The 13,782-nt window shown below is 48.0% G+C and carries 11 protein-coding genes; all 11 read right to left on the reverse strand.

All coding sequences use genetic code 11. The annotated features are described in order from the left end of the window. Positions 1-31: 31 nt before the first annotated feature. The 11 genes from VSQ62_RS21755 to VSQ62_RS21805 all read right to left on the reverse strand — a co-directional run bounded on the left by VSQ62_RS21755 (position 32) and on the right by VSQ62_RS21805 (position 13,670). Positions 32-1,576, reverse strand: a complete 1,545-nt coding sequence (locus VSQ62_RS21755) for a recombinase family protein (RefSeq protein WP_334636874.1) — start codon at positions 1,574-1,576, stop codon at positions 32-34. Next, a complete protein-coding gene (locus VSQ62_RS21760) occupies positions 1,558-3,210 on the reverse strand; it encodes a recombinase family protein (RefSeq protein WP_160275144.1) in 1,653 nt (550 codons plus the stop codon). Before VSQ62_RS21760 ends, VSQ62_RS21755 begins: the two co-directional genes overlap by 19 nt. Further along, positions 3,211-4,839: a recombinase family protein gene (locus VSQ62_RS21765; RefSeq protein WP_334636876.1), complete on the reverse strand. Its 1,629-nt coding sequence runs from the start codon at positions 4,837-4,839 to the stop codon at positions 3,211-3,213. Positions 4,840-4,977: 138 nt separating this feature from the next. Then, positions 4,978-5,193, reverse strand: a complete 216-nt coding sequence (locus VSQ62_RS21770; protein ID WP_004083374.1) for a DUF6870 family protein — start codon at positions 5,191-5,193, stop codon at positions 4,978-4,980. A 187-nt stretch (positions 5,194-5,380) separates the two neighbouring features. Next, positions 5,381-5,554: a hypothetical protein gene (locus VSQ62_RS21775; protein ID WP_334636877.1), complete on the reverse strand. Its 174-nt coding sequence runs from the start codon at positions 5,552-5,554 to the stop codon at positions 5,381-5,383. A 245-nt stretch (positions 5,555-5,799) separates the two neighbouring features. Further along, entirely contained in the window at positions 5,800-6,219 is a 420-nt protein-coding gene (locus VSQ62_RS21780) for a sigma-70 family RNA polymerase sigma factor (protein WP_004055986.1), read from the reverse strand. A 467-nt stretch (positions 6,220-6,686) separates the two neighbouring features. Then, entirely contained in the window at positions 6,687-7,178 is a 492-nt protein-coding gene (locus tag VSQ62_RS21785; RefSeq protein ID WP_022745526.1) for a winged helix-turn-helix domain-containing protein, read from the reverse strand. Between the two features lie 61 nt (positions 7,179-7,239). Continuing rightward, the gene (locus VSQ62_RS21790; RefSeq protein ID WP_016222142.1) at positions 7,240-8,019 is read right to left on the reverse strand and encodes a response regulator; all 780 of its coding nucleotides are present in this window, start codon (positions 8,017-8,019) and stop codon (positions 7,240-7,242) included. 187 nt (positions 8,020-8,206) lie between these two features. Beyond that, positions 8,207-10,591, reverse strand: coding sequence for an ABC transporter permease (locus VSQ62_RS21795; RefSeq protein ID WP_160275146.1), 2,385 nt, complete (start codon positions 10,589-10,591; stop codon positions 8,207-8,209). Positions 10,592-10,623: 32 nt separating this feature from the next. Continuing rightward, a complete protein-coding gene (locus VSQ62_RS21800; RefSeq protein WP_160275147.1) occupies positions 10,624-12,990 on the reverse strand; it encodes an ABC transporter permease in 2,367 nt (788 codons plus the stop codon). 14 nt (positions 12,991-13,004) lie between these two features. Next, positions 13,005-13,670, reverse strand: a complete 666-nt coding sequence (locus VSQ62_RS21805) for an ABC transporter ATP-binding protein (protein ID WP_160275159.1) — start codon at positions 13,668-13,670, stop codon at positions 13,005-13,007. Between the last annotated feature and the right edge of the window lie 112 nt (positions 13,671-13,782).

The following is a 13,782-nucleotide window of genomic DNA, read 5'->3' on the forward strand; positions in this document are numbered from 1 at the left end:
GCCCGTAGCTACTTAATACGGTATTCATGGCTCACGCCTCCTTTCCTGGTTCGCTTATTCCTAAGAAATCCTGTGTCACATATTCAATCTCGATCCGGTCTCCCGGAAAGATATAGACCTTACTGATAAGCCTGTCAATCAGGGCTTGCGTCAGTGTGTCGGCGCTGCCTACTTCCTGAACTATCTCACGCTGTTTCAGCTTTGCTTCATAATCGCGCTGTATCTGCTTGGTCTGTGTGGTAATGGCGGCATGGACATTCCTTGCCTGCACCAGTTCCGCATCATATACCGCCTTGCGCTCCTGGTAGGTTTCCAGGTCAATCTCTCCAAGTGCATATTGTTCATAAAGCTGCCGTTTGCTGTCTTGGATAGAGCGCAGCTTTTCTTCGTGCTCGGCCTGCTGGACCGTCTGCAAATTCAGCTTATCCTTGCTGCTGTCAATCCCCAGCGCCGGACACATCTGTGCCCGGATTGTTTCAAGGACCGCCTGCTCCAGATCAGCCATTTTCACCCTTACCCCATGGCAGGGAAGGGTTTCTGCCACTTCGGAGTGACGGCAGTAAAACCACGTTCCATTTCTAAGTGACATAGCATGGTCGCAGCAGCCGCAGAATACTTTCCCACGGAGAAGGTAGTCGCGCCGTTTTTTATTCGGAAGGGAGAAACGCCTGATCGAAGCGTTGGCTTTCTCAAACAGCTCCATGCTTACGATTGCCGGGTGGTGGTCCGGTATTTTGAACCATTCGCTTTCATCCTTTAGCTTCATGCGGCGGCTGCCGATTTCCTGTACCTTACGCTTGCCGATCACATATGTGCCGATATACCGCTGGTCCTCCAGCATCCGCAGGACCGTTGAGCTGCTCCAGACGCCGTGTGTCCTGGACACATTATAATGGTCTTTCCCTTTATCCCTCCGGTATTCCCCAGGGGTGGGGATATTCATGGCATACAGTTTCCGCGTGATCTCGGCTGCCGTATTGCCGTCAGCCGCCCATTCAAATATCTGCCGTACAATCCCTGCAACGTCCTCGTCCGGCTCCATGCGCCCGTCTGCGCTCTTGCGGTAGCCATAGGGACAGATAACGCTTTGGTACTCGCCCCGGCGCATCTTTGCATATTTGGCGCTTTTCGTTTTCATGGACATATCCCGGCTGTAACATTCGCTGATAAGATACTTAAAGGCAACGTCAATCCCTCCGGTATCTCCTTTGAAATTGGCGGTGTCAAAATCATCACTGACTGAGATAAACCGGGTATGGTAGAGCGGGAACACCCGCTCAATGAAATAGCCGGTCTCAATGCTGTTACGGCCAAACCGGGAGAGGTCTTTTACGATGATACAGTCGATCTTCCCGGCCTGGACCATCGTCAAAAGCTCCTGTACCGCAGGGCGCTCAAAATTCGTACCCGTATGGCCGTTATCAACAAATTCCAGCACTTCGCCGTTATCCCATTCCGGCAGCGACATGGCCTTTTCCCGGAGGATCAGCTTTTGGTTGGGAATACTCAAACTCTCGGTCTTAAAGTCCTCCACGGACAGACGGATATAAAGGGCGATCACATATTTTTTGTGCATGGTTCCACCGCCTTTCCCTGGAATTCACTCTTGAAGCGGAAAGTTACATGGATATTCCGCTCATGGTCGATTTCGATCCGCTCAATCAGCCGGTCAATCAGTTCTGCCGTAAGCGCATGGTCTTGTGTCAGCGATTTCGCATCCTTTTCCATTGCCCGGTAGCGCACAAGCCGGCTGTCCAGGGCGTCCATATCTTTTTCAAGCGCCTCAATCTCGCCGGACAGTGTACGGATGGATTCCTCATAATCCGCTTTCAGCTCAAAGTATTCCTCGTTTGTTAAGATACCCTGGACGAAGTTCTCATACAGTCCGCGGATCAGCCGGCGTTTCTTTTCGGTTTCCTGCCGCCTGGCCGACATCTGGGTTTTCAGCCTGTCTTTGTCCTTTTTCTGTTTTGCCTCCAGCTGAAAGAGGGGGAGGGACATTCCCAGGGCAACAGACAGCTCTTTTTCCAGAATAGCTGTGACCGTGGCGATAAGCTCCGTTTCCTGCATCATCACGCCTTTACAGCTATCCTTTGCCACACGGCTGTTGGTGAGGCAGTGGAACCAGTATACGTCCGGCCCTTTCTTGCGCTCGGCGCGCTGCCGGTGGAGGCTCCTGCCGCAGTCGGCACAGAACACCTTCCCCTTGAAAATGTTTGGGGTGTAGGGCCGCTTTGGGACCGCCCGGCTTTCCTCACAGATTTGTTTCCGGTATTCCTGCACCGCTGTAAAGAGCTCATAACTGATGATTGGTTCATGGGTGCGTCTTGCAATAATCAGGTTGTCCTCCCCGGCCTTAACCTGCTGATGGTCCACGATCTTTGTCTTTCCCTGTACCAGATCGCCGGTGTAGACCTCGCTTTCCAGAATCTTCATTACGGTGCGTGTCTGCCATTTCCCGCTCCCGATCAGGCCAGGGCTGGTGATCTCTCCGGTGGATTTTTTGTAATGGCTGGGCGCTGTGATCCCCATTTCATTCAGGTTGCGGACGATACGGTTCAGCGCCACATGCCCATGCGCCCACTCAAAAATCTGCCTCACAACAGGGGCGGTATCTTCATCGATCAGCAGTTTATGGCAGTTGTCCGGGTCTTTGCGGTAGCCGTAGGGCGCCCGTGCGCCGATATAATCGCCGTCTTTCATGGCCTGCCTTGCCTGGGCCTTGATCTTCCTGCCAATGTCCAATGCGTAAGCCTCGTTTATCATATTTTTCAGGGGAAGCATAATACCGCTGTGGAGGCTGCCGGGGTCTGCCGTGTCAAACTGGTCCGTGACCGCAATAAAACGGACATTGTGGGTATGGAAATACTGTTCGATATAATAACCGGTATCAATGGAATTCCGCCCCAACCGGGAGAGGTCCTTGACAATCACACAGTCAATATGGCCCGCCTCAATATCGGAAAGCATCTGTTGGAAACCGGGGCGGTGGAAGTTTGTACCTGTCGCTCCATTGTCGATATAGGTATCATAGACAACGAAATCCGGTTTGTCCGCAAGGAAATCATTCAGCACCAGCTTTTGGTTTTCCACCGAACAGCCCCGCTTTTTATTATCCTCCACAGAAAGGCGGATATAGAGCGCCACATGCACATATAAGGACGGCGCCGGCATGGGAGCCAACCTCTGTTTCCTGCTCTTTCTTGCCATTTAGCCCACCTTCCTTTCTTTGCCTTGTACGGCAATCTGTTCCGCCAGGGAAACCGCTTTCTGGTATTCATCCTGGTAATTAAATTCAATGTGCAGCTCGTCTTTCCCCATTACCCGTATGCTGCGGATAAGCTGCATGACCGCCCTCCGGTCAATTTCCTCCATTGTGGAGAATTGCATAAAGTGGTTGATCCAGCGGTTCCGCTCGCTGCGGTTCTCCAGTACGTCCGTCAGCTTTTCGTTCCACTCGGCAACCGCTTTCTGCAGCAGTTCAATATCTGCATTGTATTTCCGCTTATAGGAGAGGAATTCTTCTTTGGTGAGAATCCCGCTCACCAGGTTTTCATAGAGTTTTGCCTTGAAACCCTCAACCTGCGCCATACGTTTCTCATTTGCTTTGATCTGCCCGGCGTATTCCTGGGCCAGTTCCCGGTTGATCCGCTCCTGGCTGATACTGGACAGCAGCGCATCCAGGGAAGCCACATTTTCAATATGCCCTTTCAGGCTGCCCTGCACGCACTCGATCAGGTCGGACTCTTTCAACATGACAGAAGATTTACACCCGTTCTTTTTGCCGGTAGGACAATAGTAGTAGTGGTATTCCTTATCCTTATAGCGGTTGGTCTTGCGCGTCATACGGCAGCCGCAGCAGCCGCAGATCAAAATGCCGGAGAACAGGTAGACTTTATCCGATTTTGGAGATGTCCGGGTATCAATCCTGCGGAGGCGCTGCACTAGGTCAAAATCATGTTTCTGGATGATCGCCTCATGGGTACCCTCTACACGGACCCATTCAGAGGAAGGTCTGTCCTCACGTTCTTTCAGCTTGAAGTGGGGCGTGGTCTGTTTTCCCTGTACCAGCGTTCCGGTATAGGTTTCATCCTGCAAAATGCGGATGATCGTTGTGGCAGACCATTTACAATCTTTACGGTCCGTATAGCCGCCTTTGGCGTGGGGCATCCCATTGTTGCGCTTATAAGCCAGCGGTGAGAGAATGCCCATGCGGTTCAGTTCGTCCGCAATATGGGAAGCGCTGAACCCCTCCAGCCGCTTTCTGAAAATATCCCGCACCACGTTAGCGGCGTATTCGTCAATTTCCAGGCTCTTGTGCTTATCACCGGCTTTTATATATCCGTAGATGGGAAACGCACCCACAAAATCACCGCTGCGCCGTTTCACATCCAGGGCGCTCCGGGTCTTAACGGAAATGTCCCGGCTGTATGCCTCGTTCATAATGTTTTTTACCGAAACCGTGAGATCGTCGGCAGCGTCATTCTCTGTGTCCACGTTATCATTGATGGCGATAAAGCGGACGCCGTAGGCGGGAAATACCCGGCGCATATAGCGTCCGGTCTCTATGTACTCACGCCCCAGGCGGGAGAGGTCCTTGACGATCACACAGTTGGCCTCACCCTGCTCGATCATCCGCATCATTTCCTGGAATGCCGGGCGGTCAAAGAGAACCCCGCTGTAACCGTCGTCAATCTTTTCCGCCACGACTTCAATCTCCGGGTGCCGGGCAATGTAATCATCGATCAGCCGCCGCTGGTTGGCGACGCTGTCGCTTTCCACCGTCTTATCATCGGTATAAGAAAGACGGATGTACTTAATGGCTTTGTAAACCTGCATAAAAAAACACTCCTTTCGTTGCGCAGAAAAATCCCCGCAATCCAAGAAGTGTGGCTGTGCCGTATTCAATTCCTTTTCCAATTTCTATTGTACCACGACCCTGCGGGAAAGTCAGCCCTTTTCCTAAAATAATCCGGCTCACCGTAAGATTCCCTTGATACATTCTTCCAGGGTGGCGCCGCCTGCGGCAAAGCTGGCCTGTACGGTGAACCGCCCGCATTTGAAGCGGTAAGGGTCTTTGATCTGCCGTACAAATTCGGCGATCCGTTCCTCACGGGAAAGCTCCTTATCAACGGCAACCTCCCGGATGTCCACCAGTGCGCCGGTTCTGCCGGCAACAACCGTATTTTCCATAATACCAACTCCTTCCTGAAAATTTCTGGCTATCGAAACCACATGAATAAGTCGGGCCTGCGCTCATACACTCACAGACCCGGCCCATTGTATCTGATTTCGATCAGCTGCCGTATTTGCCACGCCCCCCGGCAGGCCCTGAACGAACAGGGCAGGGCTGTTACAGGCTGCGGATAGCGTTGCCGCATCATAGCCCCGCATACGCCGCCGCTTTGCCAGAGCAGGCGCACGCCGCAGGAACTCTCCCCAAGTCTTTAGGGAGCCGTGAGGAAGTACCATTATGATCTGTGCCGTTGTCGCGTCCGGCCTGCCACAGCCGGTTTCGTGGGTTGCGTTTACCGCTCGGACAGCCTGGATTCATCACCTCCTTAGGCCGCCTGTCACCGCGCCGCCCCATCTGCCGCTCGGAACACAGAATGAAGTACCTGTAACAGCGTGTATTCGGTTGTCAAGGAGCAAGCGAGGGGCGTGGCAGTTATGACAGTTTTTCAGTTGGGGCGGGCCGGAGCATATGCTGTACGGCCACACCCGCCAGGCTTGTCCCGCCGGATAAATATGTCCCTCTATTATTCATTTCATTTTTGAGGGTTATTTTCGGGGGCAGGATTAAATTTCTTCCAGAATTTTTTTCAGGCGTCGGAGCCCGCGCTGGATTCCTTCATGCACGGAGCTTACCGCCGAGTGTTCGCTTTTGGCAATTTCCGAAAGGCTCATGCCAAGCAGATAGTGCGAGCATATCCGGTTTCGCTGCTTTTCAGGCAACAGGGAAATAGCCCGGTAGAGCCTCGCATGTTCTTCCTCCTGGACCAAGACATCTTCCGGTGCCAGCATAATCACAAGGGCGTCCCGTTCAACATTCTTGTCATAGTCCAGAGAAAAATATGCCTTATGCCGATATGTACGCAGGAAATGGGCCGCCTCGCTTAATTTATATTCCCGGAGCAGGTCGGCCACCTCGTCCGGCACTTCAACAACAGTATCTTTCGTATAAAACGGGTAATAGTCCCGCAAGTTAATTTCTTTCATGGGTAATTCCTCCAATTTCGATTTTTTTAGTTGATAGGCAAAATCGAAATCAGAAGGTGGAGAGCGACACCCCGGACTATCACCTGCAACAGAGGCAGCAGGAAAGTTTGTCTGTTTTGTAGATAAGAAAAGAGCGCGTACCCGTTTTGTTACAGGCGCGCGCTTAATGGAACATTTTGCTGATTGCTGGGAGAAAAAATAAAAATATGTCGATACAAAAAGTGCCGCAGCTTTTTGAACTGCGGCACTAAAATATATTTGGCTATTTTTTTGTCGTTTCCTGTGAAAATATAGGACTTTTCTAATGTGCATGTCTGCCCCCATATCTGGGGGAGTATAAATGGATTTGTCACTATACTTTGATATATCCCCCAACCTGTTACATGGGGGATATTATACAGGGGCATATTCGCTTTTTATCGCCAGCCTTTCCCGGTAATGTCCTAAAAATGCCCTAAATTTATCTGTCATATTCCAGCATCGAATTTATAACCGACGCCTCGCACACTGATAACATATTCAGGTGCTTCAGGTGCAATTTGAAGTTTCTGGCGAAGGCGGCTCAACAGATTATGGATTGTTTTTGGTGTAACGTCAATATATTCTTCGCCCCAAACATGGTAAGCTATGGTCTCAAAGGTCAATACCCGTTTCTTGTTGACAATCAGTAAGTGGAGTGCATCGAATTCTTTAGCTGTTAATTCTATCTCCTGACTGCCGACACACACCGTTCTTTCTTCCAGGCAAAAATACAGATCACCTTCCCGGATTTCCAATAATGGTTGAACTGAACCATTCTGGAAACCGTGACATTTAGAAACAGTACATAGGAAAATATCGGGAAAATCACTCAGATTTTCTCTATTAAGAATATACTGCAATAAATCTTTCTGCTGCTCTGTATCAAGCAAAGCAAACAATTTTTCTCCAATTTGTCTGCCGGATTCAGATATATCCAATACGGCTAATTTCCCATGTCACCACCTCCTTCAAATCAACTTTATTTCAAGATTTTTACCATTATTTTGAATCTTCAACAAAATACATAATTCTCCGTATCAGCTCCGGAATATTGACCGGGGACATGAAATAGTCATTGATACCCTCATGCCGGTATTCATATTCCGTGGCAGGGTCGCTGTTCTCGGTAAGGATAAAGAACGGCAGAAGCCGGACAGGGGGATTCTTCATTTGGAACATCCCTGCCACCCGTCGCAGCGTATGAAACAGCTCCATTGCTGTGCCGTCCGGCAGTTCCAGATCGCACAAGATCAGTTCTATTTCTTCATCCTCAAAAATCCGACACTTGGCGTCTGCTATCGAGGAAACCAGAATCAGGTCAAGGCCCTTTTGCAGCATAGCAGCCCGCAGTACTCCGGCGCTGGTATCTTCCGCATGGACAAAGAGCAGCTTATGAAAAGTTGAATCTGGTTCGCCGGATAACTGCCGGTAGGCGTATTCCACCAGCTTATCTTGCAGCAGCAGTCCTTTCATTTTGTCCATGCACAGCGTCGCGCCCCGGCGCATAGCCTCTTGTTCGTAGTCGTCCTTGTCATGGCAGGACGCCAGAATAAAAGGCAGCTCCTTATCTGCGGCCCGCACCTCGTTCAGAAAGTCCATGCCGGAACCATCCGGCAGATCGAGATTACAGCAGACCACCAGCGGCATTTCCTCTTGGATGGCGGCCCGCGCTTCTTTCAGTGTACAAGCCGTTTTCACCGGGTAGCCCCGGTGCTGTAAGTATTTTTGCAGACACCATGTATAGGTGTCGCTGTCGTCGATCAGCAGTATCTTTTTCATATATCTTCACCCCCAATATTGATTTACCACAAGCATACACTACAAATGTTACACAAATGTCCGAGGTGCCTTTGATTTCGGCAGAAAAACAGGCTGAATTGTTACAAAGCTCGGACATTTCAAAAAAATTTTTGAGAAATTGCGAAAAAAGCGGGGCAGCATACGCCGCCCCGCCGATCTCATATGGTTATTCCATCGTCCTGATTTGCTCAACAAGAGATTGCTTTTTCAGATTTCCAGTTGTGTAAGAAATCAAGGTGAATTGCACAATCAGCAGGATTGCTAAATATATCAATACGATCAGCCACGGAAATGAATAGTAAAAGTATGGATTCATCGTTTTCACAACTACCTGTACGGATAGGAAGCCCAGTCCAGTCCCCAAAACCAATGTTACCAGCGTAGCAAAAACTGAATACATTAGCCCCTCATAGCACAGCATTTTGATAAGCTGCTTTTTACTCAAACCAATCGCCTGTAACATTCCAATTTCCTGCCTACGGGATAAGAAGTTGGTGATTGTCGTATTGACAAGGTTGATTAAAGAAAAGCACACAACAATAACAGCCACGATCAACAATACCCCGAAAGAAAGTTGTTGAAGCCCGCTATAATAAGTGATACTTTCTTTTATGGTTTCCATAACCAAATCGCTATTTCCGTCTATCCGTTGATTTAATGCGGCTTCAACCGTATCAAATTTTTCCATATCGGTAATTACGGAAATCGTACCTGTGCAATCTATCCCGGTCGCTTCATTCATAAGCTGCTCTGGAAGCGTAAAGCACTTTGAGAAGCCGGAGTAAGAATATTCGTTTACAATGCCCATGACTGTATAGGTCTTTGTGTGAATTTGCCCGGATTCGGTTTTATAGTCCACTTCGACGGTATCACCCAACGAAGCCTCAATATCATAGAGATCGGCACGCTCTTGAAGCAAGACAATTCCATTGCCTGCCACCAGTTCATCATAATCAATCGTTCCCGCAATTCGCTCTTTCTCCAAATTCTGCTGCTCATCCCGGCAAAAGCCCTGAATCCATTTTCCAGAATTGCCATTTACAAGATATTCTGCGTCTGTGTAATACCAGCGCTTGATTCCTGTAACGCCATCAATAGATTCTACTGCATTTACAAAATCGGCATTTAGAAAATTCTTTTGCTGCAATCCAGACAAAGAAATACCGGCAGTGTCCCACGATTGATTTGCGTTGAGCTGGATGTTAAATTCACCGACAGGGAACACCCTGCCTCTTGCCTCTGCAACGCCATCATAGGAAACTAACATTGTCGAAATCAATACAACCAATACTCCGCCGAGTGAAAGAGAAAGTATTGTTAAAGTGGACTTTGCCTTTTGTCTGGACAGATTCATTTTAGCAAGTGAAGCAGGCGTTATTTTACGGTGCAACACGGAACTTTCTTTCATTTTCCCCTGATAATCGGAATATCGCAATGCTTCCAGCGGAGATACTGCCGCAGCTCTTTTTACAGGAGTATGAATAGCAATCATCACAATAATAAATGCAAAAAGGCCAACCCCGACCGTCACACATAAAGCAGTCAGCCAGTACCAACCGGCAGGAACCAGAAAATACCCAATCACATTTCCAATAACCAGACCAATCGGGATAGCAATGGCAGCAAGTAATTTTCCCTCGCGGTAAACCATCTTTTTGATCTGTCGTTTTGTTGTTCCGATTGTGCGAAGCTGTCCATAGTTACGGATACTGCTTGCTACTGAAATATAAAAAATCGAATAGATCACAATGCCGGAACCAATGAAAGTTATAAAACCGACCAAGAAGTAGAACAGCATATCACTTCCACGATTTTCGTCCTTTAAGTTGAAATAAGTGGAACGGACAATCACATTATCATCGGAAATTTCTAATTGCTGTGCCAAAGTATTTGCATAGTTGGCGGCTTCTTCCTCGCTCATATTTTGAGCGTCTTTCAGCCCAATGTAAAAATCAATCATGCCCTCGTCGCCATACTGCTGTCTTACTAATTCTTTCGATATAATAGCTGTATAGCGTCCAATATCGCCGGTTTTCACATTTAAGATTCCCGTCAATTTGAAATCATGGGTAGTGCCGTCAGAAAAGGGGATTTGAATTGTCTGTCCCAATTCATTTGAATAGCCCAAACTATCCAAAAAGGATTCCTGTACTACAATTTCATCCTCCGAAGCTGGTAAATCTCCCGAATAGGGCATACTTTGGGATATTAGCATATCTGCATTTGCATAAGTAAAATTCACGGTTGAATGGTTTACCTGTTCAGAAAATGCGTTAAAAAATTCCCCAACCCACGCAATTTCTTCTTGCTTGTATAGTTCCTGTCCCTGTTGTTCAGAAATCGCATGATACATAATCTGCGCTGTTTTTTGGTTGCGGTTCTGCGTTTCCTGCATAACCCCAAAGCCATAGAGGACAATAGCAGACAGCAATGCGCTGGCAAGTGCAATCGTCAAAACAATAAAGATATTTCTTTTTCGATTTGCTGATATACTGCGGTTTGATATGCGCTTTACTATGCCACTGGTATCATTTTCAAAAGGCCATGTCATAGTCTGCCACCTCCTTATTCCACAATTTGTTCCTATTCCATCGCCCGCATTTGTTCAATCAGAGATTGTTTTTTCTGTCTGCGGACTGTCCATACAGACAAAATCAGCTCCATTCCGAACAATACCAGAATGAACAGACCCATTTCCAAAACCGGGAATTTGTAAGGCACTACTTTTCCGGCAAAAGCTCCTACACTAAATTTGCTGCAAGCAAAGATGGAAGCCGGAAGCCCAACGATCAGCGTCGCCAATGTTGCAAAGAATGCATAGCACAGCCCCTCGCAGATATTCATTTTACATAGCTGCTTTTGGGTCAGTCCGATGGAACGCAAAACACTGTTTTCCTGTTTTCTGGACATTTGATTAGAGAGGGTCGTGTTAATTAGGTTGATAACGCCAAAGAGGAATACCAGCCAAGAAAGTACCTCCATACTGCCAAATACAAAAGAATTTATATTTTTTTCATACTCAATTACAGTGTTAATATCATCTAATGCAATATCCGTATGAGCGGATATAATATTTTTTAATTCATCCCTCACATGATCCGCTTTTTGGGGATCACTTACAATGCTCCATGAATAATCGAAAGAGGTGATTTCCGGGTGCAGTTCATGGAACAATGCTTCCGGTGCAAATTCCAATACACCGTCAAAGTGATGTGTTCCATGTCCATTATCCAGATTATTGTTAAACACCCCGGATATAGTAACCGGAATGGTTGATTTCCCGGAGATAAGTTCAGCTGTTTCTCCGACACCTATATGTTCACGGTTACTTGTTGCCGAATCAATTAGGATGCTGTGTGTATCCGTCGGCATAGTGCCCTCTATCAATGAAGCTTCAACCTTAGAATAATTTTGATCAGTCAGTATATCACACATACCACCATATTCAATTCCGTTGACGTTATAATTTATATGAAGGCTTTGCCTTTTTGCAATCACATCGGTTACACCGTCAATAGACAAAATTTCCTGTTTGAGTTCCTCATTCAGTGGATTTCCTGCTGCCATGACTTCTTGTTCTGACAACTTTGAATCCAGATAAACCTTATAGTCACCATCCGGGAACTCTTGTCTTGCAAGCGCCTCTGGGGAGCGCAGCAAAACAATGGAAGATACCACAAGCAGAATAATTCCGCCCAAACTCAATGAGGTTACAATAGCAACGGTCTTTTTTCGGTCACGCTTAAAATTCGCAATTCCCATTGAAACAGGATTGAGCTTGATATTCTTTTTCCGGCTGCGGATGTCCTTTTGCACCGGGGTAAAACGGACGGCTTCAATAGGGGAAATTCCTGCCGCAATCTTTACTGGCTTACGGATGGAAATAGACACCATAAACCAGCAGCTTATGAGTGTCAGGGAAATCATAATCACATAGGAAACAGCGTTAAATCCCTTGGAAAACAGGAGAAAACCAGCGCATACGCCCAGCACTGTACCAATCAAAATTCCGATACTGCCGAGTTTGCGTCCCTCCCGCTTTACAATCCGCTTGATTTGTTTTGGCGTTGCACCAATCGTCCGTAGCTGCCCGTAGCTCCTGATTTTGTCATTGATGGAGATACGGAAGATACTCTGGATCACAATATAGCCGCCGATCAGCACAATGGCAATCACGCCAGCCATCAGTGCAAAATTAAAGGACTTAGAAACATAAGTAAAATACCTGTTGTTCATGCGGAGATTAGGAAGCTGATATTCCTCTGTAATCTCCCTGCAATAAGAGGTTATCAGTTCTTCGCCTAACTGGTCGCTGTTTTTGAAATGGACATAGGCGCGATAGCCAGTCGGGTCAAACCCTTTCCATTCTGTCAGGGCAGCGTTGGAAAGAATGATAGCGCAGGTATTCGCTTCTTTTTCATTTACACTGTCCATAATGCCGGTAACGACATAATCACCATGAAAACTCTCGGTATCGAAGGTCACAGTGTCCCCGATCTTGGCATTGTTTCCATAGGTGGAAAGAAAGTATTCGCTTACGACAACTTCATTTGCTTTTTCAGGAACCCGGCCCTCTAACAACTTCATCTGTGCCTTGGTAATCTCCATCATTTGCGCGTCGCAATACACATAGGACGCATGATAGCCTTGTTCCGAAAGTTCCTCACCCAGCATATAGTAGCCGCCTACGCGCTCAAACTCCGGCAGTCCTTTCAGGGTTTCAATGTCGTTTTCCTCCACGCCCAGCCAGACCGCCTCATAAGTATCGACAACCTGATTGCGCTGCATTTGTGTCAGGGAAGTAGACACAATTCCCGTAAAGCAGATCAGAAACGCCGCCAGCGCAACGGCGATCACCACCATCAGATTCCGGCGCTTCTCGCTTTGTAAACTTTTCTTTGCCAGCTTCTTTGTAATGGCGCTGGTATCATTCTCAAAAGGCCATGTCATAGCCTGCCACCTCCTTATTCCACAATCTTTCCGTCCTCAATGCGGACAATCCGATCTGCAAGGCGGGCTATATCGTCATTGTGGGTAATCATCACTACGGTTTGCCGGAACTCCGCACTGGTGCGTTTGATAAGCCCCAGCACCTCGGCGCTGGTCTTGCTGTCAAGGTTGCCGGTCGGCTCGTCGGCCAGCACGATAGCCGGTTTGGTAATCAGGGCGCGGGCAATCGCCACACGCTGCTGCTGGCCGCCGGAGAGATTGTTCGGCATATTTTTCAGTTTATCTTCCAGCCCCAGCAGGTGAACGATTTCGTCCAAAAACTTCTGGTCCACCGTGTCCCCGTCCAGCTCCACCGGCAGGACGATGTTCTCATACACATTCAGGATGGGAACAAGGTTATAGTTCTGGAAGATAAAGCCGATGTTGCGGCGGCGGAAGATGGTAAGCTGTTCGTCGTTCTTCTTTGCCAGTTCTTCGCCTCGGACAATCACGGTTCCGCTGGTGGGAGTGTCCAGCCCGCCCATCATGTGAAGCAGGGTGGACTTGCCGCTGCCGGAGGTTCCCACAACGGCCACAAATTCGCCCTCGTCTACGGAGAAGTTCACGCCGTCAAGGGCGCGGGTAATGTTCGGCTCTGCACCGTAATGCTTTTTTAGGTCAATCGTCTGTAAAATGCTCATATTCAAAACTCCTTTCAAGGCTTTCTGCCTGTTGATAAGGGTATTGTAAAACCCAAATGTCCGCGAAATGTTACAGCGGCCAAAAAACTTTATTGAAAACCGGGGTGAAATG

Source organism: Sporofaciens sp. JLR.KK001, assembly GCF_036941055.1.
In the GTDB taxonomy this organism is placed as follows: domain Bacteria; phylum Bacillota; class Clostridia; order Lachnospirales; family Lachnospiraceae; genus Sporofaciens.

What these genes read in the sequence shown, in the direction of transcription:
- VSQ62_RS21755 (WP_334636874.1), bottom strand. Translation starts at nt 1,576, where the DNA reads ATGCACAAAAAATATGTGATCGCCCTTTATATCCGTCTGTCCGTGGAG.
- VSQ62_RS21760 (WP_160275144.1), bottom strand. Translation starts at nt 3,210, where the DNA reads ATGGCAAGAAAGAGCAGGAAACAGAGGTTGGCTCCCATGCCGGCGCCG.
- VSQ62_RS21765 (WP_334636876.1), bottom strand. Translation starts at nt 4,839, where the DNA reads ATGCAGGTTTACAAAGCCATTAAGTACATCCGTCTTTCTTATACCGAT.
- VSQ62_RS21770 (WP_004083374.1), bottom strand. Translation starts at nt 5,193, where the DNA reads ATGGAAAATACGGTTGTTGCCGGCAGAACCGGCGCACTGGTGGACATC.
- VSQ62_RS21775 (WP_334636877.1), bottom strand. Translation starts at nt 5,554, where the DNA reads ATGAATCCAGGCTGTCCGAGCGGTAAACGCAACCCACGAAACCGGCTG.
- VSQ62_RS21780 (WP_004055986.1), bottom strand. Translation starts at nt 6,219, where the DNA reads ATGAAAGAAATTAACTTGCGGGACTATTACCCGTTTTATACGAAAGAT.
- VSQ62_RS21790 (WP_016222142.1), bottom strand. Translation starts at nt 8,019, where the DNA reads ATGAAAAAGATACTGCTGATCGACGACAGCGACACCTATACATGGTGT.
- VSQ62_RS21795 (WP_160275146.1), bottom strand. Translation starts at nt 10,591, where the DNA reads ATGACATGGCCTTTTGAAAATGATACCAGTGGCATAGTAAAGCGCATA.
- VSQ62_RS21800 (WP_160275147.1), bottom strand. Translation starts at nt 12,990, where the DNA reads ATGACATGGCCTTTTGAGAATGATACCAGCGCCATTACAAAGAAGCTG.
- VSQ62_RS21805 (WP_160275159.1), bottom strand. Translation starts at nt 13,670, where the DNA reads ATGAGCATTTTACAGACGATTGACCTAAAAAAGCATTACGGTGCAGAG.